The organism is Pedobacter sp. Leaf176, from assembly GCF_001424305.1.
Taxonomy (GTDB): Bacteria; Bacteroidota; Bacteroidia; order Sphingobacteriales; family Sphingobacteriaceae; genus Pedobacter.
The window spans coordinates 512,596-538,568 of record NZ_LMPD01000003.1 but is presented as its reverse complement, the minus strand read 5'-3'; the positions used below and the strand labels follow the sequence as shown (position 1 = coordinate 538,568).

Below are 25,973 nucleotides of genomic sequence, written 5' to 3'. Positions count from 1 at the left end.
TTATTTTTTAACATGCTCAATAAAAATGTCATTCATGCTTGGAATTACTTCGGTAAAATGATTGATGCTCACCTTAGGAATCATGTACGCCAGTACATCATTGGCGGTATAGTCACGTATCAGCTTGAATTTCAAGTTTGTGCCGCTTTTGACGTCTTTTTTCTCCAACACCTCAAATAGATCGATGTTGCTAAAGTCGACTTTGCCGGTAAACTCAATGCAGTAAGTATTATTTCGATACGATGATTTAATATCGGTAACAGCACCATCTAAAATCTTTTTTGATTTATCTATCAGTGCAATGTTATCACAGAGTTCTTCTACACTTTCCATTCTGTGGGTAGAAAAAATGAAAGTTGTTCCTTGTGCATTTAATTCCAGGATTTCATTTTTAATTAAATCGGCGTTTACCGGGTCAAATCCTGAAAAAGGTTCATCCAGAATAATCAATTCAGGATTGTGAAGTATAGTTGCCACGAACTGGACTTTTTGCTGCATGCCCTTACTCAAATCTTCTACCTTCTTATTCCACCAGCTTCCCATATCCAGCTTATCGAACCAATATTTTATTCTTTTTGTTGCTTCAGCAGTACTTAATCCCTTTAGCTTCGATAAATACAAAATCTGTTCACCAATTTGCATTTTTTTATATAGACCACGTTCTTCTGGTAAATAACCTATTCGATTGATGTGGTTGGCATTGAGTTGCTGACCGTTAAAAATAACTTCACCGCTATCTGGTGCTGTAATTTGGGTGATGATTCGGATAAGCGAAGTTTTGCCTGCGCCGTTAGGCCCGAGGAGGCCAAAAATTTTACCTCGTTCCACTTCGAGACTAACATCATCGAGTGCACGGTGACTTGCATATTGCTTCACAATATTTCTTACACTTAGCATAGTTTGCGTTTTATATCTATTAGTCGAAAAAAATATTTAAAGGTTACAGAAAAAATCAAATGAATAAAAGATTGATTTCTATCTAGTTTATTGCTCAATTTAGAAATAAAAAAAACCGATGTGATTGCATCGGTTTGTAAGTTAAATATTTCTTAATTATTCGAAATACTCTTTCATTCGGTCAAAAAAACTTTTTTCATTTTTTCCTGGTTGCGGTTTGAAATTAGCTGAATCCCGCAGTTTTTCTAAAACGGTGCGTTCTTCGCTGCTAAGTGCCTTAGGTGTCCAAACATTGAGGTGAATAATTTCATCACCACGGTGATAAGAATTTACTTCAGGTAGTCCTTTTCCTTTCAGACGTAACAGTTTTCCACTTTGTGTACCTGGATCAATTTTGATTTTTGCTTTTCCATCGATGGTAGGTACTTCAATGCTCATACCTAAAGCAGCGTCAACGAAACTCAAGTGTAAATCGTAAACAATATTATTGCCTTCGCGTTTTAAGGTTTCGTGAGGCATTTCTTCTATAAGAATAATTAAATCTCCCGGAACGCCACCATTTGGGGCTGCATTTCCCTTGCCGCTCATACTTAACTGCATACCTTCACTTACACCTGCAGGAATATTAATGGTTATTGTTTCTTCGCCACGCACAACGCCATCGCCATGGCAAATCGTACATTTTGCTGTAATCTGCTGTCCGCTACCATTACAGGTAGGGCAGGTAGATGCCGTTTGCATCTGACCGAGAATGGTATTTGTAACTCTGCGAACCTGCCCGCTACCACCACAGGTACCACATGTACTTACTGATGATTTGTCTTTGGCGCCAGTTCCATCACATGTTTTACAGGAAACAAGTTTATTAACTTTAATCTTTTTCTCTGCGCCATGCGCAATTTCCTCAAGCGTAAGCTTAACTTTTATACGAAGATTAGAGCCTTTTGCTACACGTCGGCCGCCACGTTGCTGTCCACCACCTCCACCACCAAAAAAGCTTTCGAAAGGATTATGTCCACCGAAAATATCTCCAAAATTACTAAAGATATCATCCATGTTCATGTTGCCGCCATAACCTCCTGAAGCACTGCTGCCTACACCTGCATGACCAAACTGATCGTAGCGTTGCTTTTTTTCGGGATTGCTTAATACTTCATAAGCTTCGGCAGCTTCCTTGAAATTGTCTTCGGCAGCCTTATCCCCTGGATTTTTATCCGGGTGATATTTAATTGCCATTTTACGATAAGCTTTTTTTATCTCGTCGGCAGGGGCGCTTTTGGTAACGCCTAAAACATCATAATAGTCTCTTTTACTCATCTTCTTTTTAAAATGATTGAATTTGAATGATTGAATTAGTGAATGTAAAAACATTCAATCACCCACTCATTTCATCATTCACTAATTTTTTATGCTCCAACTACAACTTTAGCGAAACGAATGATGTTATCGTTTAAAGTATAACCTTTTTCTACCTCGTCGATAACTTTACCTTTAAGATCATCGCTCGGGGCAGGAATATTAGTAATGGCTTCATGGAAATCTGTATCGAAATCTTTATTGATACTTTCAACATCTTTAAGCCCTTTCTGAGCCAGGGTATTTTTTAATTTTGTACTCACCAATAAAATGCCTTCTTTAACAGGTGCTACATCAGTAGCTGTTTCCATTGCTTTTAGGGCTCTGTCGAAATCGTCTAATACAGGTAATAATGATACAATCACATCTTTACCTGCGGTTTGCAACAACTCAACGCGCTCCTTTTGAGTGCGGCGTTTATAATTGTCGAACTCTGCATATAAACGCAGATACTTATCATTAAGCTGTTGAACCTCAGCTTGTAGTTTTTCTTCGATGGTTTGCGTTTCCGACTGGTCAGTATGCTCCTGATTCTCGGTGTTTTCTATATTTTCTGGTACAGCATTTTCTGATGTATTTTCAGTATTCATTATATTTTCTTCTGTATCTTTATTTTTCTTCTTATTAAACATAATATTATGCTGATTTTCGGTCTTAATATCAACTATTTTGCCATACACTTAAATCAGCCAAGCTGGCAGATTTATCTGCTGTGAACTGAACAGTTTGACAGTAGATGCAAGGTTTTAGCTTATTGCTTACAATTTTGGCATATAAATCAATTCAATTGATTTATGATCCGGGTCAGGTCTGTTTTGGTTTGATTTCAAGGTGCAGCTACTATGAGATTTGTGCATCTTCATGAACAACACCACTTTCACATTTAATGATACGCGATGGGAATGTCCTGATGATGTGATAATCGTGTGTAGCCATTAAAACAGCAGTACCATTCTGACTTATCTGTTTAAGGAGCATAACAATTTCCTCTGATGTTTCCGGGTCTAAATTTCCTGTAGGTTCATCGGCCAGAATAATTTCAGGGTCGTTCAGTAAAGCCCTGGCTATGACGATACGTTGTTGCTCTCCGCCTGATATTTCATGGGGCATTTTTTTTATTTTTGAACGCAATCCAACTTTGTCCAGCACATCTTTAATGCGCTCTTTGATCAGGTTTTCGTCCTTCCAGCCAGTAGCTTTTAAAACAAATTCTAAATTTTTTTCGATCGTACGGTCGGTTAGTAATTGGAAATCCTGGAAAACAACACCCAGTTTACGACGTAGGAAAGGAACCTGCGCTTCCTTTAAATCTTTTAGGTCGAACCCTGCTATATCTCCGTTACCACTTCCAATATGTAAATCGCCATATAAAATTTTAAGCAAACTACTCTTTCCCGAACCGGTCTGACCAATTAGAAAAACAAACTCACCTTTTTCTATGTGTAAATTTACGCTTGAGAGTACTAAGTGTTTTTGTTGAAAAACATCAACATTGCTTAAATGAATTACTGCGCTTTCTGCCATTTTATATCTCTAATTTAGCAATCTGCCCGAAAGGCAAATCTTTTACCATTTTCATTATGTCATCCAGCTTATCGCCCAAACCTAATTTATCAAGAGATTTATCTGGCCTGTCAACCCTAAAATAGGCAAGCAGTGTAAACTTATCATCCCTAAGCTGAACATAATCTGGAATTTTGGCGATGCCTTTTACTTTAATGATGTACATTGAGTCCAAAAATAGCTATTTAAGCTGAAAGCTGAAAGGCAAAAGATTATCGGCTAAGGAAAATCCAGCCTGAAAACATTTGGAAATCTTCGTTGAAATAAATTGTATAATAATAGGTTCCGACTGGTAAGTCTTTTCCTTCGAACTTTCCATCCCAGGGCTTGTAAACGCCATTACTTTGATAAAGTAAGCTTCCCGTTCTGTTTACGATGCTAACTTTCGCATTAGGAAAGCCATCTGCTACAGGAATAATCCAGGTATCGTTAACCCCATCTCCATTAGGTGAAAAAGAATTTGGTATAACGATTTTTGGGTATACTTTTATAAAAACTTCGTCAGTACTGCTTAAACAACCTTGATTTGAAATGGCATGCAAGGTGTAGGTTATATCTGAAGGTGGCGTAGCGACAGGATTTAACTTGGTTGCATCGTCTAGATAATCGGCAGGTGTCCAGAAATAACTAACATTATCTCCTGAAATTTGTCCATTCAAAATAGTGGATTGGCCACTTAAAATTTTAATATCCGCCCCTGCGTTCGCTACCGCATTTTTAATAACGATGACTTCAGAAGTTGCAGTAGCACTACATGCCCCATTGGATACGGTAACTGTATATATTGTCGTTTCTTTAGGTGTTGCAATAGGGTCGGCTATATCTGGATTAGACAAACCTTCTGTTGGAAACCATTTATAAGCTGTGCCGCCGCTGGCAAACAATCGCGTAGATGTACCTTCGCAAATTGGAACACTATTAAAACTTGTTGAGGCATCAACCGGATCAAGTACCAATACATTTGTAAATGATGTGCTGGTGCAACCATTTAACGTCGCTGTCACAGTATATACACCAGACATGTTTAACTGCGCATTATTAATCAATGGCGATTTATCACTAGAGGTAAAACCATTCGGACCTGTCCAGGTAAAGGTTGCACCTTCCGTAGCCGAAAGTTGAATGTTTGCGCCGACACAAACAGGGCCGTTGTTGCTTGCTGATGTGTTTGGTTTTGAATTTACAGTGATTGTTAATGGGGCAGAAGCGACTCTGCAATTTGCCGATCCAATATTTTGTTTCTCGGCAGCGACAAGTCGGTATTGGTAAACTCCGGGAATTAAATTATTTAAAGAAATTGTTGTTTCAGTTGAAGTGGCACTATTAATATCGGTCCATCCATTCCCACTATTAGCTTGCCATTGATAAGCTGGCTCTACATAAACAGATGAAACTTCAGCACTTAGTTGATAATTTCCTGTTGTACCCTTACAAATCGATAGATTTTTATCTGCGAGACCACCAATACTAGGAATAATGGTTGGGCCGCAAGCTCTGAAAGTGATGTCATCTAAAGCAATATCATTTCCATTGCCACCCGGTCCATTATTTGTAATTTTTAATATCAAATCTGTTTGACTGCCAGTCTTAAAAGTGGTGGCATATTGGTTCCAAACGGGTGTTGGACCGTCTTGGATATCTCCGGTATTATAACTTTGTAGTACAGCACCAGCGCTAGTTTCGATTGAAAAAGTAATATTTGGCTTAATTCCAGAGTAATTCAGGATATTAGTAATCCATGCTGCAAACTCGTATGTTGTCCCGGGGCACAAATCAGGAATTGATGTTTGATAAAAAATACCCGGCGTATTTGAAGCGTTTACAACCATCATATAACCATTGGGGTCATTAGGTGTATGATTGTTAATCTGGTGCCAGCCAGACCTCATGCCATTCGTATTTTTTGTAATGGTATAATCACCATCTTCGGGTGTGCCAGCTATAAACCTGTAATTTGTGGCGTTACCGCTTAATGGATTACTAAAAGTAGTATTTCCGGATCCGAAATTTATATTGATTACCGGGTCGCCCAGTGCGCCAGTGCACACTTGTTGTGCTGACAGATTATTGAGTATAAAAATTAAGAATAAAAACAGAAAAATCCGAATCTGATAGCGCATCTGAATGAAACAATTTAACGCAATATCTTAATAAAAAACTGAATTGGCATAATGCGCCGGATTTAAGTTACAAACGCTTTAAAAACTCTACAGTGTTCACATTGTCGGCATAATCCCAAAGTTTAGGGTGCTGACTTTCGCCAAATTTAAAGGTTTTAATATCTAATTGCATTTTAGTTACCACACACTGAATTTCTCCTGCTTTTGCTTTCAACTTTTCTTCCAAGTCACCCGTATTTTCGTATTCTTCATAAAAAAGAACCGCAAGGGGCGAGGTCAAACTTTCATCTTCTTTCAGCAGTAAAAAGCCATTATCAAAATGCTTGGCCGCATTTACCAGGTAAATAGATTTATTGTAATCGTAATTATTGTTATACTTGAAATGGTTGATTATATATTGGTAACTTTCAATACCCTCGTAAAATTTGGCAATGTCATAGCCCTTTGGTAGATAGATCTTTGAAACATTTCTACAACCCAAACCGAAATAATCAAATACATCTGCACCTAAATTCTGTATGTCTTCAAAAGTTTCTGATCCATCAAGAACGGCCACACTATTCCTGTTTTTTCTGATGATGTTTGGAACTTTGCCAAAATAGTAGTCGAAATACCTTGAAGAATTATTACTCCCGGTTGCAATTACAGCATCAAAATCTTTTAAACGCTCTACATATTCAATTCTGTCTTGAAAGGATGGTTCTATAATAATCAGTTGTTCAAGGATGGCTTTTATCAGCTTATCATCAGAGGAGGATAATTTTATCAACGCTGTATTTCCAGTAGCAAGTACGCTTAAAACGTCGTGCAGACCGACCATAGGAATGTTACCAGCGAGGATTAATCCAATTTTCTTTGGTGAAGAACTAAAATCAATGGTCTGAAACCAGTTATCGATATCCGCTTCATTGAGCATTGCCGAAAAAGAATCAGTTGATTTTTTGATGTTTTCTGGCGTAAACCAGGCGTTGGTATTTTGTGCCGAATACTTAGCACTTTCTAAATCATCAGTTGAGCCTGCAAGAAACTTACCTAAATTTTTAAAGGCGATAATTACTTTTTCCTGAGTTAAAACTGACATATTTAGAAACATTATTAATTGATTATATCTTATATTTGCAGCTGCAAAGGTAAACTAAGCAAAAGAATTAGACGAAGACATGGCAATTAAAATAACAGATGAGTGTATAAATTGTGGGGCATGTGAACCGGAATGCCCTAATAATGCAATTTATGATGCCGGTACTGCATGGCGTTTTTCTGATGGGACAAATTTAGAAGGCGTTATTGATTTTGGTAATCAACAAATTGAAGCTGATGCATCGCAAGAGGCGGTTTCAGATGAGGTTTATTACATTGTATCGGATAAATGTACAGAATGCAAAGGATTTCATGATGAGCCTCAGTGCGCCGCAGTTTGTCCGGTTGATTGTTGCGTAGATGATGAAGACATCCGGGAAACCGAAGAAGAATTATTAGCTAAGAAAGCCTGGTTACATCAGGAGCACTAGTTTTTAGAATTACGATTTTAGATCTATAAAATAAAAGTTCCATAGAAATATGGAACTTTTTTATTTAACGCCGTTATAAATAATGGATTTGAATTTTTCAGCGATTTCGCCATGTGAAAAAGGCCATTGCTGAACGTAGATTTGTGCAACAATTTTCTTTTTGGGATCTACCCAATAAGTGGAACCGAAAAAACCTCCCCATCCAAAGGAACCAGCACTCTGACCAGTTTTTTTGCTGCTTTTCTCCGTAACTACTTCGAAGCCCAATCCAAAAGTATTGTCAGTAAAAGGAATACTTCCTATCTGGTTGCGGATCATCAACCTCACACTATTTTCCGAAAGTATTCTTTTACCATTAAATGTACCTCGGTTGAGCAACATCTGTAAAAAAATGCCATAATCTTGTGAAGTTGAAACTAGTCCTGCTCCACCAGCAAAGTAGCCGTTTCCATTTAAAGGGTAGTTAATGGTCGCGCCGGGAAAAGCACCGTCTTTCCAGGGTTTAACGGTATGTGATTTTGGATCTTCAGTATAAACTGTAGCCAGTCTGTTCACTTTCGCTCTTGGAAGTGCAAAATAAGTATCGCTCATGCCAAGAGGCTGGAAGATTCGTTCTTTGAAAAAAACGTCTAGATTAAAGCCAGAAGCAACCTCAACCAACCTACCCAGCACATCAATGCCTAAGCTGTATTGCCACCTTTCTCCTGGCTGGCTAGCTAATGGTAATCTGGCTAGTTTGTTTATTTCAGTCTCCAGAAGCTTTTTGTTAATAACAAAACCAGCTTCAATTCCGGCTTTAGCATAAATCGCATTCATTTCAGGCGAGCCGATTTGAGCATAACCCAATCCTGACGTATGCGTCATTAACTCGCGAATGGTAATTTCGTGATTAGCAGGTTTAGTGGTGTAGCTGGAATCGGCTGGGTTAAATTTATCTAATACCTTAGGGTTTTTAAATGCGGGTATGTATTTTGAAATCGGGTCTTCAAGAGCAAATTTTCCCTCGTCAAATAAAATCATCACTGCCGTACATGTTACGGCTTTAGTTTGTGAAGCGATTCGTAAAATATCATCAGTTTTAGCCGGTCGATTTAGATTGTTACCGAACGCTTTGTTATAAACTGTTTTACCATCTACCGCAATATTTGCCGTTATGCTTTTTATCCAGCCTTTAGCAATGTAGTCTTTAAACAGGTTATCAATTTTAGCTTTTTCACTATCGGAAAAGACTACCGTTTTTGTATCTTCCTGACCGAAAACAAGGCTGGAGCTCCAGATTAATGTGATGAACAAGAAATTAGAGCAGAAGATTTTATTCATTTTACATGATGCTAGTCAATCTCGCTTTTATTGGGAATGATTAAAACAGGGCAGGCAGATTTCCTCGCTACGTGTTCCGCCACGCTACCCATTAAAAAGTGGTATAAACCGGTTCTTCCATAGGTACCTATAACAATCAAATCGGAACCCCATTCGTCTGACTGTTGAATAATCCCATGTGCTGCTGTATCCACGACGCTTAAATAAGTGGTCTTTATTCCGTTTGAAAACTTTGTTTCCATTTCTTTTAATAGAATATGACTATTTTCTTCGCTGTTATCATAAGTTTCCAGAAAGACGGGTGCAAGGGTTAAGTCTGGATTTACATTCGCAGGGACAGGCTCAACTATATTGACCAATGCTACTTCTGAACCAAATTTTTCAGCAATTTCATAGCCGGCTTTTGCTGCCTTTTCCGAGCAGGTACTATTATCAACGGCAATTAATATTTTCTTAAAGTTCATGTTGAGAAGGTTTAAACGTTATCATCATAAAATTAACAAATTTGCATACAAAATGTTAGTGGCCCGATGGATTTTCTTAGTTTTACCAAATCTTTTAAGAGCATATTCAAATGGGAAATCAATATGGTATTTGCAGAATTGCAGTTGCGCCTTTAAGGGCCGAACCTTCAGATAAATCGGAAATTGTTTCGCAACTATTATATGGTGAGCATGTAGAGATTCTTCAAAAAGATGAACGTTGGTGGCTCATTCAAAATGGTTATGATGGTTATCAGGGTTGGATGGATTTTCGACAATTGGCATCTCTCTCCCGCGAGCAGTTTATAGAAATGGCTAATTATAATTTCTTGGCCCCATTAAATTTTGATAATGTTCTAATAGCTGTTGATGGAAGTCAATATCATTTAAGTCCGGGTAGTAATTTACCGTTTTTGGCTGATGGGTATTGCTATGCTGGAGAAGAAAAATTCAAACTCAATTTCGAGCCTCATGATAACTCGAAAACTGATTTCAAAACAGAAATTGAATCAACCGCTAAATTTTTTCAGAATGTTCCTTATTTATGGGGAGGGCGGAATTTATTTGGTTTAGATTGTTCGGGTTTTGTGCAAACGGTTTTCAAAATGCTAAACATTAAGTTAAACCGGGATGCGTCACAGCAAGCGGAACAAGGCGAATTGGTTGGCTTTTTGGCAGAAGTTAAACCGGGCGATGTTGCGTTTTTTGATAATGCTGAAGGTAAAATTACGCACGTTGGGATCATGCTGAGCCCAAATGAAATTATTCACTCCTCGGCAAAAGTAAAAATAGATCCAATTGATGACCAGGGAATTTTTAATAGAGAATTAGGTGTTTACAGCCATAAGTTGAGAATTATAAAACGGTTTTTGCATTGACAATCTAAACAATGAAAGAACGTTTTCTGGATCAAAATTTTAGATTAAGTCATTTTCAAACAGATGTTTGGATTATTTGCCCTTGTTGCCTGAAAAAAGCGACAACTAAAGTAGATTATGAAGGAAAGCATGCAAAGTTAACGTGTTTGCATTGTGGCTATAATAAAGAAACATCTACAGGTGATTTGCATATGGCTGCTGATGGTTATTTTGGGGCAGAACTATGGTTACAGGCGCCATTTAAAGATGAAATGTTTTGGGCCTTCAATTTTGAACATTTACTCTATTTGGAAAGTTATATTTCTGCCAATCTTCGCGAGCATAAAGACCGATCACATTATACGCTCTTAGAAAAACTTCCGAAATTTTATCATTTAGCAAAAAATAGGGAAGCACTTTTAAAGTTAATTGAAAAGCTTAAAAATAAAAATTAGCTTTCCATCTCCCAAACCATTATCTGCCTGTCATCACCCGTAGAAATTAAATATTTCCCATCGTTACTCCATAAAAGTTTATTGATCGAATGGCTATGGCCAATACCTGTTTTTTCTAAACTTAATATTTTGTACAATTTAAAATTGTCTGCATCCCATAATTTGATGCTTTTATCCTGACTGCTTGTTGCAAAGTAGGGAAGTTTAGGATGAAAAGCGATATCGTAAACTGTAAACATATGCGCCGGAATGGTCTGCAGAAGCTCATAAGCCGGCAAATTCCAGATTTTTAATTGCGCATCTCTGCTTCCGGAGATTAAATATTTTCCCGCCGGATGATACGCCAATGAAGTTACGGGCAAAGAGTGGCTGTCTAAATTTTGTTTAATGCTATAGTCAGCAAGGTTGTAAATTTTAATTAAATGGTCTTTACAGCCGAAAGCAATCTCAGTTTCATCATTAGAAATTGCAATGGCCCGAACGGTATCGTAAGCCGCTTGAAAGCGATAAATTTCAGTAAAATCAGTTAGCGACCAAACCGCAACCGTTCCATCTTCGCCAGTGGTTATAAGTTCATTTTTACTTTTAACCGTTTGAATATTGAAAATGGGCTTGGTGTGAGCGCTAATTCTTGAAATTACTTTTTCTTCATTAAAATTGTAAACACTAAAAGCACCGCTACGCTCCCCAACAAAAAGTTGATGGTTGTAATAATGCAGGTAATAAACAGAGCTTTGCACCGGCATTTTAACCTTTACAAAAGCCATCGTTTCCAGCGACCATTCTACAACCCCTTTATCATTTCCTGCGCTGAAAAAAGTTTCAGCTTTATCGGAATTGGCTAAAGCATATACCGGATTTTGATGACCAGAAAGGGTTCTCAGGTGTTTCAGCATTTTGTGTTGTGGGTTGACTGTTATATGTTACCGGGCAGGATTGTAGAAATTAATCACGTAACTATTTGTGTCTACTTTCTAAATTCTTCGCAATATCCTGAATAGACAAACCTTTCTCTTTCAATAAAAATAGTAAGTGAAAAACCAGGTCAGATGCTTCGCCGATCAATTCCTCGTCGGTTTCGGCAAGTGCAGCAATCACGGTTTCTACACCTTCTTCGCCAACTTTTTGGGCAATTTTGTTTAAGCCCTTACCACGCATTTTATTTATGTACGAACCCTCAACAGGATTTTCATACCTATCGGTAATGATGTTTTCCAATTCAAAAATGAAATTCTGGTTAAATTCCGTTTTAAAACAGCTGCGACTACCAGTGTGGCAAGTTGGTCCAACGGCGTCGGCTTTAATCAGGATGGTATCATTATCGCAATCAACAAAAAGTTCTTTAACATAAAGAAAGTTATTGCTGGTTTCACCTTTTGTCCAAAGGCGGTTTTTAGAGCGCGAAAAGAAAGTTACTTTGCCTTCAGTTTGTGTTTTAGATAAAGCTTCTTCATTCATATAGCCGAGCATTAAAACCTCTAAAGTTTTGAAATCCTGAATGATTACAGGGAGTAAGCCAGCTGTTTTCTCCCAATCAAGGGAATTACTATCAATTGTCATTTTTATGATGTTTCCATCATTGCCAGGCACGAAGCATCTTAAATTTTTGCAGGTTTCGAACCCATAGCATTAGGATTGCTTCGTGCCTCGCAATGACGAGTTAACTATTATATTCTTACCGGAATGTTATTCCTTTTTAATTCTTGTTTTAAATCAGGAATCAGGATTTCGCCATAATGGAACACCGATGCGGCCAATGCAGCATCAACATTCGCTTTTTGAAAAACCTCGGTGAAATGTTCCATATTGCCTGCACCACCGGAAGCAATAATCGGGATGTTTATCATCTGATTTACTTTGCTGAGTAAACCGCAATCAAAACCGGCTTTTGTACCGTCATGGTCCATTGAAGTTAAGAGGATTTCACCTGCGCCTAAATCTTCAGCTTGTTTTATCCAGTTTTCAGTCTCAAGTTCAGTAATTAATCTTCCCCCGCTTAAGTGAACCCTGTTTTTTCCATCAACAAATTTGGTATCAACTGCTAAAACCACAAATTGAACGCCAAATGCTTTTGCCAGTTCTTCAATTAGCATTGGATTTCTAACTGCTGCGGAATTGATGCTAATTTTATCTGCGCCAGCATTTAGTAATGCCTCCGCATCAGCGATTTCTGTAATTCCACCGCCAATTGTAAATGGAATATTCAATTGACGGGCAACAGATTTAACCATTTCTATCATCGTTTTACGACGTTCGTGCGTAGCCGTAATGTCGAGAAAAACAAGTTCATCAGCACCTTGCTGTGCATATTGAGCCGCAAGTTCTACCGGGTCGCCAGCATCACGCAGATCAACAAAGTTTACGCCTTTTACTGTGCGACCGTCTTTAACGTCGAGGCAGGGGATAATTCTTTTACTTAAACCCCCTCCGCCCCCTAAAGGGGGAACTGCGAATTGCTCAGCCTGCATGGCTTCATTTATTTTGTCCAAAACAATGTTTATGTTTTTATAAATTTCTTCGTTTTTAAACCTTAAAACTTTTATTCCAAAAGCTTTTGCAGCCTGCCTTTGTAAATCGTTATCTAAAAAATATCTTTTACATTGTGGATGCTGCCATCTAGTTCGATGATTATTTTCTTCTCATGGCAATAAAAATCAGCAATAAAACAAGAGATAGGATGTTGTCTTCTAAATTTTACTCCAAGTTTCTTTTCTTAATATATTCCCACAATATTCTTTCAGATTCCGTTAACCGGTTTCTTAATTGCTTCGCATTTTCAAAAATAATATTTGATGCGCCATAAAACATCTTTGGCTCGTTAACCTGCAAAAAATCAAAATCATCATCAAGATTATAAGTCATTTTGAACAATGTTACCTGCACCATCTTATTTTAACTGCGCTATTTCCACTTTGCTATTAGCTTCCCCTTTAGGGGGCCGGGGGGTTATATCGAAGTCAGCGCTTTCAAATTCCACTCTTTAATCTCTTCAACAGTAATTCTATCCTCATAAATCGCTTTTCCCACAACAACACTTCTAATCGGATATTTAGCTAATTCATAGATATCTTCCATTGAACTTACCCCACCAGAAGCGATTAGTTTAATCATTGGAGAATGCTCAAGCAGTTTTTTATAAAGATCTATTGCTGCGCCACCCAGTTTTCCGTCTTTGCTGATGTCTGTACACAAAAAGCGAAAGAAACCTAGCGCCAGACATTTATCAACATAGTCCATTAACTTAATTGGTGAGCTTTCCATCCATCCTGAATATTTAATTACTTCATCTAAAACATCGATGGCAACAACAATGCGGTTAGCATAATTGTCTTTTTTAGCAAAAGCCTCACTTAGCTGCTGTAAGAAATCAGGGTTGGTAATTGCTTGTGTACCTACAATCACCCGGTGAATGCCTGCATCAAGTAAATTTGTTACCTGCTCAATGGTACGTATCCCGCCACCGTACTGCACTTTCATTTCGGTTTTTTTAATGATTTCGAAAAGTGATTTTTGGTTGCTGAAATCACCTTTAGCACCATTCAAATCAATGATATGAATGAAATCTGTTCCATTTGAACGGTATTTTTCTATCATCTCGGCGATGGATACATCGTATTCAGTTTTTTGATTGTAATCACCCTCTCGCAGGCGAACAACCTTTCCGTCCAAAATATCAATAGCAGGAATTATATACATTTCTCGAATTATAAGTTAAGGGTGAAAGTTAAAAGTTACTGTTAATTTTTAAATCTCATTTGAGGTTTGAAAAATTTTTTAATATCTGTTCGCCAGCTTTTCCAGATTTCTCCGGATGAAACTGTACGCCATAAAAATTGTTTTTTTGCACCGCTGCTGAAAATTTTAGTCCATAATTGGCAGAGGCAATATCAAAAGTAGGGTTATATTCAATAAAGTACGAATGAACGAAGTAAAATTGTGCATTATCCTCAACACCTTCGAATATCGAATTGTTTTTGTGCTGAACCGCATTCCAACCCATGTGTGGTATTTTGATGCTCAGAGACTTATCAAATTTTTTGGTTTTAACTGGTACGATATCCAATAATTCTGCATCTCCTTCTTCTGAATGTTCGGTAATAAGTTGCATGCCTACACAGATTCCTAAAACAGGTTTTTCTAAGGCTTTGATGGCTTTGATTAATCCGGTATGCTTTAATTTTTCCATTGCCGCACCCGCATGGCCAACGCCAGGGATAATAATATGGCTATATTTTTCCAGGTCAGATTCTATGTTTACCATGCCGTATTGCACTTTTAAACGATCTAAAGCTGCGGTTAAAGAAAAAATATTTCCCGCTCCATAATTCACTATTCCAATCATATCATTAGGATTAAAGAGTAAAGAACAAAGAATAAAGACAATCAGTCGTTGTTCCTTGCTCATTTATCATTGTTCATTTACAAAAGTCCCTTTGTACTCGGCAACACCATTTTCTCTGCATCACGTTTAATCGCCATTTTTATCGCTTTTGCGAAAGCTTTAAATATAGCTTCAATTTTATGATGTTCGTTATCACCCTCGGCTTTAATATTTAAGTTACATTTTGATGCATCACTGAACGATTTAAAGAAGTGATAAAACATTTCAGTGGGCATATCGCCAACTTTCTCCCGTTTAAATTCAGCATCCCAGACAATCCAGTTACGGCCGCCGAAATCAATGGCAACCTGCGCCAAACAATCGTCCATTGGTAAACAGAAGCCATAACGCTCGATGCCTAGTTTGTTGCCTAAGCCTTTAGCAAAAGCCTCGCCAAGTGCAATTCCAGTGTCTTCAATGGTATGGTGCTCGTCGATGTGTAAATCGCCTTTGGCAATTACTTCCAAATTTACGCTTCCATGCCTGGCAATCTGATCGAGCATGTGGTCGAAAAAGTTTAAACCTGTTTCAATTTTTGCTTTTCCAGTACCATCCAAGTCTAAATTGATGGTAATATCGGTTTCGTTGGTTTTGCGTACATGGTTAATTTTTCTACTTCCGGCTTTAAGCAAGTTGTAAATGTCTTCCCATTTCTGTGTTTCCAAAATAATGATGTCCAACAAAGTTTCATGTTTGTCTAAAGCCTCGGTAGAACCAAGTGCATCATTCTGACGAAGAAAAATCGCTTTTGCGCCTAAATTTTTTGCTAAAACCACATCATTTAACCTGTCGCCGATTACATAAGAATTTTTCAAATCGTAATCGCCACTCAAATATTTTGTCAGCAACGCTGTGCCTGGTTTTCGGGTAGGCGCATTATCTTTTGCAAAAGTTTTGTCGATTATGATTTCGCTGAAATTCACGCCTTCGCCAGCGAAAGTATCCAGCATGAAATTATGAATGGGCCAGAAATTTTCTTCTGGATTTGATGGCGTTCCCAATCCATCCTGATTGGTCACCATCACCAATTCGTAATCCATTTCGGATGCAATTTTCGACAGATAATAAATGGAACGTGGATAAAATTTCAGCTTTGCGAAACTATCCACCTGCTCATCATCCGGTTCAATATTTAAAGTTCCATCGCGGTCTATAAATAATACTTTCTTCATCTTTTAAAATTTTTTCAGAATGTTTAAGAGTTTATCATTTTCCTCTTTGGTGCCGACTGTAATTCGTAAACAACCCTCGCACAAAGTAACTTTCGAACGGTCCCTAACGATGACTCCTTCCTCAACTAAAGTGTCGTAAATTTTAGTCGCATCAGTTACTTCCGACAATATAAAATTGGCATCGGATGGATATACTTTTATAACGATATCCAGTGCATTTAAATCGAAAGAAAGGCGTTCTCTTTCGGCAACAGATTCTTTAATCCAGTCGTTAACCTGTTCGATATTTTTTAGTGCTTCGAAAGCTAAATCCTGAGTGGCCTGATTGATGTTGTAAGGCGGCTTAATTTTGTTCAAAACATCAATCACTTTTCTTGAAGAAAATGCCATTCCCAAGCGAAGTGCAGCAAGCCCCCATGCCTTCGAAAAAGTTTGCAAAACAACCAGGTTTGCATACTCGGTTAACTCCTGAATAAAGGTCTTCTGCCGGGCATAATTTATGTACGCTTCGTCTACCACAACGATGCCTTTAAAGTTGGCTAAAATGGTTTCAATATCTTCGCGGTTTATCGAATTTCCTGTCGGATTATTGGGTGAACAAATGAAGATCAATTTTGTATTATTATCAATCGTTTCTGCAATTTTTTCCATGTCTAACTGGAAGTTAGGAAGCAAGCTAACCTTGCGGATTTCTACATCGTTTATGTTCGCCGAAACTTCATACATGCCATAGGTTGGTGGCAGGACAATTACGTTGTCTTTTCCTGGGTTGCAAAAGGCACGAAATAACAAATCAATTGCCTCATCGCTGCCGTTACCTAAGAAGGTATTTTCAATTGGCACACCTTTAATCTTGCTGATGGCATCCTTTAAATCCAATTGTAATGGATCCGGATAACGGTTGTAATTCGCGGGTAGGGGAGAGCCGTAGCTGTTTTCATTTGCATCTAAAAATACAGATGCTTGTCCTTTAAATTCATCTCTGGCAGTAGAGTAGGGTTTAAGGTTCTTTATATTTTCTCTGACTAAATCGTTGATGTCCATTTTTACTGGTTATTTAGGTTTTAGTTTTTTAGTTGTTTGGATTGTCCTATTTGTTTCTATCGAAACAACCAATCAACCAAAAAACAAACAAACTATTTTAATCTAATTGTAATTGCATTCTTATGAGCCTGTAAGCCCTCTGCAGCAGCAAGGGTTTCAACTGTGGGACCAATATTTTTTAACCCCTTGGTCGTTAAGTGTTGAAAGGTTATTTTTTTAATAAAAGCATCAGTTGATACTCCGGAATAAGCTTTCGCAAAGCCACTTGTGGGTAAGGTATGATTTGTTCCAGAGGCATAATCGCCTGCGCTCTCAGGAGTAAGGTTTCCTAAGAATACAGAACCAGCATTGATTATCAAGGGAATAAGTAATTCAAAATTTTCAGTTGCTAAAATCAGATGTTCAGGTGCATATTCGTTCGAAAAATCCATTGCAGTAGCTAAATCTTCTACCAAAACAGCGTAAGAATTTTCAATCGCTTTCGCTGCTATTTCTTTTCTTGGAAGGATAGACAGCTGATTTTTAAGCTCTAAAATTGTTTTTTCAATTATTTCATCTGAGGTAGCAACCAAAATTGCTTGACTATCAGTTCCATGTTCAGCTTGCGCAAGTAAGTCTGCAGCTATAAATGACGGATTGGCAGTTTCATCTGCAACCACTAAAACCTCTGATGGACCTGCAGGCATGTCAATTGCCACCCTATTTTGAACCATGGTTTTTGCCGTCGTAACATAACGATTACCTGGTCCGAAAATCTTGTAAACCCGTGGTACAGTTTCGGTTCCAAAGGCCATAGCAGCAACCGCTTGTGCACCTCCAATCAGGTATATTCTCTTGATACCTAAAAGCACAGCGCAATAAGCCAGATAGCAATTGGTTTTACCATCACTTTGTGGAGGGGAACAGACCACAATTTCCTTACATCCTGCTATAATTGCTGGCGTGGCTAACATCAAAAATGTGCTTGGTAAAACGGCCGTTCCGCCGGGAATGTAAAGGCCAACCTTTTCAATCGCCCTTGATTCCCTCCAGCAACTCACACCAGGCGTGGTTTCGATCTTATCCTCAGTTTTTAACTGCGATTCGTGAAAAGCTTTAATGTTTTGATAAGCAGTTTCAATGGCTTTTTTGGCATCAGTCGGAATGGTCGCTGCAATGCTTTTCAATTCTTCAGCATCTAAATAAAGTTTTTTTAATTCAACTTTATCAAAGGCTTTAGCGAAATTAATCAGCGATTTATCACCATCATTTTTTACAGTTTCAATGATATCCGCAACACGTTCTTCAACCAATTTATCATCTTCAATTTGTCGAGAACACAAATCTTCAATTTTTGATTTAGATAAATCCTTATACTTATAGACTTTCAATGTGTTATAATTTTAAATTAACTAATAGTTAATGCTTTTTTAAGGTGTTTCGACCTGTTTTATGTGATAATCTTCTCAATTGGCATCACTAAAATACCTTCAGCACCAGCGGCCTTAAGACTGTTGATTTTATCCCAGAAATCTTCTTCGGCAATTACAGAATGAACAGCAACCCAATCCGGTTCAAACAATGGAACTACCGTCGGACTTTTGACACCTGGTAATAAATCGACTACTTTTTGCAGGTTGTCTTTTGATACATTTAGTACCACATATTTGTTAGATTTTGCGCTCAAAACCGAACGGATTCTCTGCAACAATTCTGCAACTTCAGGGTTGTCCAATATCGATTTATTTCCGATTAAAACAGCTTCCGATTGCATCACATCTGCGAATGGTTTTAGTCCATTACTCTTTAACGTTCCGCCTGTAGAAACGATATCAAAAATCGCATCGCTCAGACCTAAACCCGGACCAATTTCTACCGAACCGGAGATGGTTCTGATGTCCGATTTTATTCCTTTTTCTGATAAGAATTTTTCAAGAATCACAGGGTAGGAAGTCGCAATTGCTTTGCCATTTAAGTCTTCTAATTTCTGGATTTCGCTACCCGTTTGAACAGCGATTTTTAGTGTGCATTTTCCAAATCCCAAACGTTGCAGGTACTCTACTCCAGCTTTAGTTTCGGTGATTACATTTTCCCCAACAATGCCCAAATCGGCGATGCCATCCTGAACGTATTCGGGGATGTCGTCATCGCGAAGAAAGAGGATTTCTAATGGAAAATTTTGAACGGTTGATATTAAAGAACTTTTATAGTTTTCGAAAGAAAGACCACAATTTTTTAATATTTCTACAGATTTTTCGTTTAACCTACCCGACTTCTGGATAGCGATTTTAAGTGTTTTCAAAGTATTGAATATAGAATGAACAAGAAATAATTTTACGGAAAAAAAGTTTTGAGTACAAAACAAACATATCATATCGCCTATCGGCGATGATGTAAATGTAAGTGATGTTTCAAAGTTAAATTCATAAATTATTTATGCCAGTATCAATACGTTAGCTGATAAGCGCAGGCAAATATAGTGTTTGAAACGGTAAATCAAAAAATAATGGCACTTAATTTGCCATTATGCTGTTTTAAAAATTCCATTAGCTTATTTTTTTATTAAAATTTACGTGTTGAAGAACTTCCGCTTTCTAATCATTCCCATTGTAATTTGTATTTCTGCCTGCAACTGGTTTAAATCACCTCCAGAAATTGGCAAAGTTCTTTCTGAACATTTTAATAATAAAATTTATAAAGATTTCGATACTGTAGCTTACGACAGCGTTTTTGTGAAAACAATGGCTGAGCTTTCTGTAAATTTTATCAACCCAAAAACCATTAAGGCTTTTTATTCGGAGAATAATGATGAGCCACGATTGGTAACTAAATTCTATACCAATGGTAATCTGGATTCGCTTGTGAATTTTTTACAAAACAGTACAGTTCATGGCATCAATCCAAAAATATTTAAAGCTGAGGAGATAAAATCATTGCTTTCAGAACTTGGCGCCAATAAATTTAAAACGGTGGACGAAACTTACCCCGTGATCGCTAAACTGGAAATTTTGAGCGCAAATGCGTATTTAAATTATACCAATTTTTTGAAGTTCGGTGTCGTTAATCCACGTAGTATTTTTTCAAGGTATTACATTAAAGTTAAGCGCCCGGATAGTTTAGGGATGTCGAAATTATTAGCGTCGGAAAATCTGGTTGACACATTAAACGCAGTTCAACCTAAATCAGCACAGTATAAAGGCTTGCAACAGGCTTATTTGTCAACTAATAATGCCGTTGAAAAGCGAATTTTAGCGTTGAATATGGAACGGTTCCGATGGAAAATGCCAGAGACTGGTGATAACTATGTTGAGGTAAATATTCCTGATTTTAAGCTTACATGGTTTGATAAACAAGATACTGTTATATCAATGAAAGTTTGCGTCGGTGGAAAACGTGAGAATGGTTACGAAGAAAAAATGAAAGCCTTTGCCAAATCGGGCAATTTAGACGACAAGCCTAAAAACCACGAAACGCCTCTGTTGTTCAGTAAAATTAATTCAATTCAGGCAAATCCGATATGGAACATTCCGGTAAGTATTGCACAAAGTGAAATCTATTGGATGGCCCGAAAAGACCCTTATTATTTATCTAATAGCAATATAAATGTTTATTACAAAGATAAACTTATTGGTGAGCCGGATACCATTAACTGGAGCCGCTATTCAAGAGATAAACTCCCTTTTAAATTTAAACAGGGTTCTGGTGGCGGTAATGCTTTAGGTAAATTCAAGTTTATCTTTGATAATAGTTCCAGTATCTATCTCCACGATACCAACAATAAAAATGGTTTTAATTTAGCCAACAGGGCAATTAGTCACGGTTGTGTACGCGTAGAAAAGCCTTTGGAATTTGCTGAAAAATTACTAAATGATAACTATTCTTACGATAAATTGAGGGTTGAAGTTGATTTGCTTCCTGTTGATACGACACATATGAACTGGTACCGTAAACGCATGGCGAAGAAGGCTGATACTTTAAAATCCTTCCAATTGAAACCGGCTTGGTTTGGTCCGAAAAAAGCGGTTCCATTATTAATTACCTATTATACCGCATGGCCTCAAAATGGCAGAATCGAATACCGCCCCGATGTTTATGAAATGGACGAAAAACTTTGGACGGCCATGAAGAAATTTAGATAGAAGCTGTAGATTTGCACAATGCAGGATAACTCCACTTTTAACCATCAGGCTGATATCGTAAATAGTTCCATTAGATTTATCAATGCCTGGTTTAAGCAGTCAAAATCTATTACTGAAGAACTGAATGATTTCTTTATCCTCCCGGGAAATAAAGTGATCGGCAAAGGCATTATCATTGGCAGGCTGAAAGGGATTTTTGGTAAATCTGATGAATATGTTGGAGGCCGGTATGATATCATCGATGTCAATTTTGAACTGCTAAGTGATAAAAAGGGGATGGGTTTTGTTGAAGGTGTTGCAGGTTATAGGGATGTTATCCAAAAACAATCCAAGATTGTAAGCGGCCCTTTTAAACTGTATTTTGCTTTGCATAACGATACCTGGAAAATCGTGAACATTGAGTTTCCTGGATTTTCTTATTAATTTAACTATTTTTCTATTTTAATATATTATTTGTAGCTTGTTTCTTAATTGTTCAGAACATAGTTATGAGAAATCTATGCGCCATTCTCCTTTTATTTGTGTTATTTTCTTCCTCGTGTTTGCAAAAGCCAAATTCAGACCGACCTAAACCTGAATCCACTCAAGTTCTATCTGTAAAAGAAAATATGCCAAAAGTGGGAACGCCCGAATACGCTTTGGCTTCTATAACTTCTGACTTTGAGCATTATTGGAACTACCATGCAAGATATGTAAAGCTATATCGCGATTTTTTGCCTGTAGATGAAAATGATAAACCCATAGAAAAGGAGGCTTTTTTGCTAAAACTGACTAAAGGGAAGTTCTTACCGCTTTTAATCCATACAGAAAATCCAGGCGGTAGTTACAAGTTGGTCAAAATTCCTGCTCATCTTAAAAAAGATGGTGGGGCGGTTATTGCCGATTACGCCAAAACTCAGCTTCGTTATTTTAAAATGGAAGGCAAACCTATTCCGTCATTTAATTTTAATGATGTAAATGGTGTCAATTATTCTTCAGAAAACACAAAAGGTAAAATCGTTTTGTTTAAATGCTGGTTTATAGGTTGCGTGGCTTGTGTACAGGAGATGCCCGAATTAAACGAGATGGTCGAAAAATATAAAAATCGAAAAGATATATTATTTATTAGTCTGGCGATTGATGACAAGAAACCACTGCTGGATTTTTTGGGTAAAACAAAATTCGAATACGCAACTGTTCCCAACCAGGAAAAATACATGACAGAGAAATTAAAGGTAAATGCTTACCCAAGTCATTTTTTGATTGATAAAAATGGTGTTTTGGTTAAAACAGTCGACACCGGAAGCGAAACATCGGAAGTATTGGAGCAGCTTGCGGTTCACTGAGTTTATTACAATCGATATTCGCCGCTTTCCATAATTTTTCTATCTTTGGTTTTTAATGAATTTCCTTTATCCGGGCTTTCTTTTCGCACTATTATCGGTTGCAATTCCGGTTATTATTCATTTGTTCAATTTCCGGAAATTTAAAAAAGTTTATTTCTCAAATGTTCAGCTTTTAAAACAGGTTGAGTTACAAAACTCATCGAAAGAGAAAATCAAAAACCTATTGATTCTTCTATCAAGAATTTTAGCCATCATCTTTTTAGTCCTGGCTTTCGCCCAACCTTATATTCCTATATCAGATAAAAAAACAACCTTGTTAAATAACACGATAAGTGTTTATATTGATAATTCCTACAGTATGGAGGCGGTTAACAAGGATGGTAATTTGCTTGATGAAGCTAAGAGACGGGCAAAAGAATTGGTGAAAGCGTTCGGTTTGAACGATAAATTTCAGCTACTAACCAACGATTTTGAAGGTAAACACCAACGCCTATTAAATCAGGACGATTTTTTAAACGCGTTGGATGATGTGAAAATTTCTGCTACCACCCGCAATCTTCAACAGATTTTAAACCGCCAGAATAATGTGTTCACAGGCTCGTCTAATAAGTACAGCTTTATCATTAGTGATTTTCAGAAAAACATCGCCGCTAACAAAAAGCTGGAAACCAAATCTAATATTCAATATTCTTTTTTAAAACTTAATGCAACAACTTTACCCAATGTAGCGGTCGACAGCGTTTGGGCATTGTCGCCAAACCATCAACCGGGTGCAAATGAAAAGCTTGTGGTTCAGGTGAAAAATTATTCTGAAGAAGATGCTGTAAGTATACCTTTAAAACTCACTATTAATAACCAACAGAAAGCTTTAAGTTCCGTTACAATTCCCGCTGGAAAAATAAAAAGAGACACTTTAAGTTTTTCAGGCCTGGCGGCTGGTTGGCAAAAAGGTGTAATCAGTATTAAAGATTTCCCTGTAACTTTTGATGACTCCCTATTCTTTAGTTTTAAAGTTGACTTGAACTTTCCTGTATTAAGCATAAATGGACCGAATGTCGGCAATTACATTAAAACGCTGTTTGCAACAGACAAATACTATAAACTCAATGAAAATTTTGAAAGCAACATTATTTACAGTGGCTTTGCTGATTATGGTATAATTATACTCAATGGATTAAGAAATCCATCCAGCGGTTTGGCTCAACAATTAAAAATTTACCTAAAGGCTGGTGGATCAGTCGTTATATTCCCGGATTTAGATGCAGATGTACAAACCTACAATGCATTTTTAAGTGACTTGTCATTGCCTGTTATTCAAAGTTTGAATACATCTGCCACGAAGGTAGATAAGATAGACCTGCAGAATCCGATTTTTAAAACTGTTTTTGAAGCGATTCCCAGGAACCTGGATTTACCATCTGTAAACCGTTATTTCAACTTTATAGAAAATAATTCTTCGAACAAAGAAATGCTATTGGGCTTGCCCGGCGGGAAATCATTTTTTGCGAAATATGGAGTAGGTAACGGCTTTGTTTACCTATCCGCAACCAGTTTGAACAGCGCAGACGGCAACCTTGCACGGCATCCGTTTTTTGTGCCGTTAATGTATCGCCTGGCCTTAAGCAGCGGCATTGAAAACACTTTGTATCACACCATTGGGGACGAAACAACTTTGAAAAGTAAAAACATCACTTTGGGTAAAAACCAAATGCTGAAACTTGACTCAAAAAATTTTGAGGCCATTCCTGAAGTTAGACAGGTTGATGGTAAAACCTTTATTTATGTTGCTGACCAGGTTAAAGTGCCAGGTTTTTACAATTTGAAGCTGGCCGATTCGCAGCTTGCGGTTTATAGTTTTAATATTGGCCGGTCGGAATCTGACATGCATTATTTAAGTAAAAGTGAACTTGATAATCTTGCAGGAAAAGCTAATTTGAAAATCTACGATACAGATAAAGATGCAGTTAAGTTAGTTTCCGGGGCAAATAAAATCGGGCAGACTTTATGGAAACTTTGTCTAATTTTGTCGCTGATTTTTATTGCAGCAGAAATACTGCTCATCCGATTTTTTAACAACACAAAAAGAACAATATGAATCTCCTTGTAAAACATGTAACGATAGCCGATCCGCAGAGTAAGTTTAATAAACAGCAATGTGATGTTAGGGTACTTGATGGGAAAATCCAAAGCATCGGTAATTTATCAGCGGAAAAAGATGAAAATGTTTTCGATGCTGAAGGTGCATTTTTAACGCCTGGACTTTTCGATTTAAATTGTGTTGCCGGCGACCCTGGTTTCGAAACTAAAGAGGATATTCAAACATTAACGGCAACGGCCAAAGCAGGGGGGTTTACAGGTCTGGCACTTTTGCCTCAAACCAGTCCGGTCGTTCAGTCAAAATCTCAGGTTGAGTATATTATCAATAAAGCGAATAACAATTTAGTTGATGTTTACCCGATTGGTGCTTTAAGTCAAAACCGTGAAGCAAAGGAACTTGCTGAACTTTTTGACATGCAGCAGGCGGGTGCTGTAGCCTTTTCTGATGGTGACCGGGCGATTCAGGATGATGGCTTTATGAGTCGTGCATTGCAATATGCTAAAGGTTTTGATGCCTTGGTAATGGTTTATCCTGAAAATAAATCGATAGCCGGAAAATCTCAGATAAACGAAAGTAAAAATTCGGTGCTTTTAGGCATGAAAGGCTTACCTGCCTTAGCTGAAGAAATGCATATTGCCCGCGATATTTTCCTTGCCCAATACAATGAAACTAAAATTCACATCAGCAACATTTCCACAGCGGGCTCAGTTGCTTTAATTCGCAAGGCAAAAAAAGAAGGTGTTCGAATCTCTTGTGATGTTACGGCGCATCATCTGGTTTTTACAGAAGAGCTATTGATGGATTTTGATAGTAATTACAAAGTTAAACCGCCATTACGGAGCAAAAGCGATGTGAAAGCATTAATTGCAGGTTTAAAAGATGGAACAATCGACGCCATCACATCGCAACACCGTCCGGAAGAAATTGAGTTTAAGAATGTAGAATTTGAAATTGCACATTATGGCATCATTGCTTTGCAAACCGTTCTTCCTCTGGTGTTGAAGGCAGGATTAGATGCAAGTCTTATTGCAGAAAAATTAGCCATTAACCCGCGTAAATTATTAAATTTAAACGTTCCGTTGATTGAAGAAGGGCAGGAAGCCAATTTTACAATTTTTGCAGTCGATAAAAGATGGGTTTTTGATGTATCGTCAAACCAATCGAAATCAGCGAACAGCCCTTTGTTAGGAAAAGAACTTGCCGGGAAAGTAACTTTAGTTTATAATAATAATCAATACCAGGAAAGCTGAAAGCAGAAAGACTAAAGCTGAAAG

General features: G+C 37.6%; 28 protein-coding genes. 8 read left to right on the top strand and 20 right to left on the bottom strand.

All coding sequences use genetic code 11. The annotated features are described in order from the left end of the window. From ASF92_RS11070 to ASF92_RS11040, 7 genes are all read right to left on the bottom strand, one after another. On the bottom strand, positions 1 to 897 hold the full coding sequence (locus ASF92_RS11070) for an ABC transporter ATP-binding protein (RefSeq protein WP_056092395.1): 897 nt from the start codon (positions 895 to 897) through the stop codon (positions 1 to 3). A gap of 156 nt (positions 898 to 1,053) precedes the next feature. Beyond that, the gene (gene dnaJ / locus ASF92_RS11065) at positions 1,054 to 2,214 is read right to left on the bottom strand and encodes a molecular chaperone DnaJ (RefSeq protein WP_056092391.1); all 1,161 of its coding nucleotides are present in this window, start codon (positions 2,212 to 2,214) and stop codon (positions 1,054 to 1,056) included. A gap of 89 nt (positions 2,215 to 2,303) precedes the next feature. After that, positions 2,304 to 2,885 (bottom strand): nucleotide exchange factor GrpE, encoded by a 582-nt coding sequence (locus tag ASF92_RS11060; RefSeq protein WP_056093279.1) that lies wholly within the window; start codon positions 2,883 to 2,885, stop codon positions 2,304 to 2,306. A 208-nt stretch (positions 2,886 to 3,093) separates the two neighbouring features. Continuing rightward, positions 3,094 to 3,777, bottom strand: a complete 684-nt coding sequence (locus ASF92_RS11055; protein WP_056092388.1) for a cell division ATP-binding protein FtsE — start codon at positions 3,775 to 3,777, stop codon at positions 3,094 to 3,096. Between the two features lies 1 nt (position 3,778). Beyond that, on the bottom strand, positions 3,779 to 3,982 hold the full coding sequence (locus ASF92_RS11050; protein WP_056092385.1) for a hypothetical protein: 204 nt from the start codon (positions 3,980 to 3,982) through the stop codon (positions 3,779 to 3,781). 46 nt (positions 3,983 to 4,028) lie between these two features. Next, on the bottom strand, positions 4,029 to 5,936 hold the full coding sequence (locus tag ASF92_RS11045; protein ID WP_056092384.1) for a gliding motility-associated C-terminal domain-containing protein: 1,908 nt from the start codon (positions 5,934 to 5,936) through the stop codon (positions 4,029 to 4,031). Positions 5,937 to 6,003: 67 nt separating this feature from the next. Beyond that, positions 6,004 to 7,017: an acyl-CoA reductase gene (locus ASF92_RS11040; protein WP_056093276.1), complete on the bottom strand. Its 1,014-nt coding sequence runs from the start codon at positions 7,015 to 7,017 to the stop codon at positions 6,004 to 6,006. Positions 7,018 to 7,096: 79 nt separating this feature from the next. On the opposite strand from ASF92_RS11040, the gene ASF92_RS11035 reads away from it, so the two are divergent. Further along, positions 7,097 to 7,447, top strand: coding sequence for a 4Fe-4S dicluster domain-containing protein (locus tag ASF92_RS11035; RefSeq protein ID WP_056092380.1), 351 nt, complete (start codon positions 7,097 to 7,099; stop codon positions 7,445 to 7,447). A 60-nt stretch (positions 7,448 to 7,507) separates the two neighbouring features. On the opposite strand, the gene ASF92_RS11030 is transcribed toward ASF92_RS11035, so the two are convergent. Both ASF92_RS11030 and ASF92_RS11025 read right to left on the bottom strand, forming a co-directional pair. Continuing rightward, positions 7,508 to 8,767: a serine hydrolase gene (locus ASF92_RS11030; RefSeq protein WP_056092377.1), complete on the bottom strand. Its 1,260-nt coding sequence runs from the start codon at positions 8,765 to 8,767 to the stop codon at positions 7,508 to 7,510. Positions 8,768 to 8,778: 11 nt separating this feature from the next. Then, positions 8,779 to 9,231: a universal stress protein gene (locus tag ASF92_RS11025; RefSeq protein ID WP_056092375.1), complete on the bottom strand. Its 453-nt coding sequence runs from the start codon at positions 9,229 to 9,231 to the stop codon at positions 8,779 to 8,781. Positions 9,232 to 9,341: 110 nt separating this feature from the next. Between ASF92_RS11025 and ASF92_RS11020 the strand changes: the two genes are divergently transcribed. Both ASF92_RS11020 and ASF92_RS11015 read left to right on the top strand, forming a co-directional pair. Further along, positions 9,342 to 10,127, top strand: a complete 786-nt coding sequence (locus ASF92_RS11020) for a C40 family peptidase (RefSeq protein ID WP_056092372.1) — start codon at positions 9,342 to 9,344, stop codon at positions 10,125 to 10,127. A gap of 11 nt (positions 10,128 to 10,138) precedes the next feature. Beyond that, entirely contained in the window at positions 10,139 to 10,561 is a 423-nt protein-coding gene (locus tag ASF92_RS11015; RefSeq protein ID WP_056092369.1) for a hypothetical protein, read from the top strand. On the opposite strand, the gene ASF92_RS11010 is transcribed toward ASF92_RS11015, so the two are convergent. The 11 genes from ASF92_RS11010 to hisG all read right to left on the bottom strand — a co-directional run bounded on the left by ASF92_RS11010 (position 10,558) and on the right by hisG (position 19,439). Continuing rightward, positions 10,558 to 11,457: a WD40 repeat domain-containing protein gene (locus tag ASF92_RS11010; RefSeq protein WP_056092367.1), complete on the bottom strand. Its 900-nt coding sequence runs from the start codon at positions 11,455 to 11,457 to the stop codon at positions 10,558 to 10,560. The genes ASF92_RS11015 and ASF92_RS11010 overlap by 4 nt on opposite strands. Positions 11,458 to 11,518: 61 nt before the next feature. Continuing rightward, the gene (hisIE, locus tag ASF92_RS11005) at positions 11,519 to 12,121 is read right to left on the bottom strand and encodes a bifunctional phosphoribosyl-AMP cyclohydrolase/phosphoribosyl-ATP diphosphatase HisIE (protein WP_056093274.1); all 603 of its coding nucleotides are present in this window, start codon (positions 12,119 to 12,121) and stop codon (positions 11,519 to 11,521) included. Positions 12,122 to 12,228: 107 nt separating this feature from the next. Beyond that, complete coding sequence (gene hisF / locus ASF92_RS11000; RefSeq protein ID WP_056092363.1) at positions 12,229 to 13,029, bottom strand: imidazole glycerol phosphate synthase subunit HisF; 801 nt, start codon at positions 13,027 to 13,029, stop codon at positions 12,229 to 12,231. A 113-nt stretch (positions 13,030 to 13,142) separates the two neighbouring features. After that, positions 13,143 to 13,223: a DUF559 domain-containing protein gene (locus ASF92_RS21505; RefSeq protein ID WP_255353116.1), complete on the bottom strand. Its 81-nt coding sequence runs from the start codon at positions 13,221 to 13,223 to the stop codon at positions 13,143 to 13,145. Between the two features lie 32 nt (positions 13,224 to 13,255). Then, positions 13,256 to 13,423, bottom strand: coding sequence for a hypothetical protein (locus ASF92_RS21395; protein ID WP_231729797.1), 168 nt, complete (start codon positions 13,421 to 13,423; stop codon positions 13,256 to 13,258). Between the two features lie 84 nt (positions 13,424 to 13,507). Then, positions 13,508 to 14,257: a 1-(5-phosphoribosyl)-5-[(5-phosphoribosylamino)methylideneamino]imidazole-4-carboxamide isomerase gene (gene hisA / locus ASF92_RS10995; protein ID WP_056092361.1), complete on the bottom strand. Its 750-nt coding sequence runs from the start codon at positions 14,255 to 14,257 to the stop codon at positions 13,508 to 13,510. Between the two features lie 55 nt (positions 14,258 to 14,312). Next, positions 14,313 to 14,903, bottom strand: a complete 591-nt coding sequence (gene hisH, locus ASF92_RS10990) for an imidazole glycerol phosphate synthase subunit HisH (protein WP_056092358.1) — start codon at positions 14,901 to 14,903, stop codon at positions 14,313 to 14,315. A gap of 77 nt (positions 14,904 to 14,980) precedes the next feature. Continuing rightward, positions 14,981 to 16,114 (bottom strand): bifunctional histidinol-phosphatase/imidazoleglycerol-phosphate dehydratase HisB, encoded by a 1,134-nt coding sequence (gene hisB / locus ASF92_RS10985; RefSeq protein ID WP_056092355.1) that lies wholly within the window; start codon positions 16,112 to 16,114, stop codon positions 14,981 to 14,983. Between the two features lie 3 nt (positions 16,115 to 16,117). Further along, the gene (hisC, locus tag ASF92_RS10980) at positions 16,118 to 17,158 is read right to left on the bottom strand and encodes a histidinol-phosphate transaminase (protein WP_056092352.1); all 1,041 of its coding nucleotides are present in this window, start codon (positions 17,156 to 17,158) and stop codon (positions 16,118 to 16,120) included. Positions 17,159 to 17,250: 92 nt separating this feature from the next. Beyond that, positions 17,251 to 18,528 carry a histidinol dehydrogenase gene (gene hisD, locus ASF92_RS10975; protein WP_056092349.1) on the bottom strand — a complete coding sequence of 426 codons (1,278 nt, stop codon included), beginning with the start codon at positions 18,526 to 18,528 and terminating at the stop codon, positions 17,251 to 17,253. Positions 18,529 to 18,587: 59 nt separating this feature from the next. Continuing rightward, entirely contained in the window at positions 18,588 to 19,439 is an 852-nt protein-coding gene (gene hisG, locus ASF92_RS10970; protein WP_056092346.1) for an ATP phosphoribosyltransferase, read from the bottom strand. A 271-nt stretch (positions 19,440 to 19,710) separates the two neighbouring features. Between hisG and ASF92_RS10965 the strand changes: the two genes are divergently transcribed. The 5 genes from ASF92_RS10965 (at position 19,711) to ASF92_RS10945 (ending at position 25,949) form a co-directional block, all read left to right on the top strand. Beyond that, a complete protein-coding gene (locus tag ASF92_RS10965; protein ID WP_369817091.1) occupies positions 19,711 to 21,276 on the top strand; it encodes a L,D-transpeptidase family protein in 1,566 nt (521 codons plus the stop codon). A gap of 18 nt (positions 21,277 to 21,294) precedes the next feature. After that, positions 21,295 to 21,699 (top strand): hypothetical protein, encoded by a 405-nt coding sequence (locus tag ASF92_RS10960; protein WP_056092339.1) that lies wholly within the window; start codon positions 21,295 to 21,297, stop codon positions 21,697 to 21,699. A 65-nt stretch (positions 21,700 to 21,764) separates the two neighbouring features. Beyond that, complete coding sequence (locus ASF92_RS10955) at positions 21,765 to 22,601, top strand: TlpA disulfide reductase family protein (protein ID WP_082489539.1); 837 nt, start codon at positions 21,765 to 21,767, stop codon at positions 22,599 to 22,601. Positions 22,602 to 22,656: 55 nt separating this feature from the next. Next, complete coding sequence (locus ASF92_RS10950; protein ID WP_056092331.1) at positions 22,657 to 24,696, top strand: BatA domain-containing protein; 2,040 nt, start codon at positions 22,657 to 22,659, stop codon at positions 24,694 to 24,696. Next, on the top strand, positions 24,693 to 25,949 hold the full coding sequence (locus tag ASF92_RS10945) for a dihydroorotase family protein (protein ID WP_056092328.1): 1,257 nt from the start codon (positions 24,693 to 24,695) through the stop codon (positions 25,947 to 25,949). The genes ASF92_RS10950 and ASF92_RS10945 overlap by 4 nt, the downstream gene beginning before the upstream one ends. Positions 25,950 to 25,973: the final 24 nt, after the last annotated feature.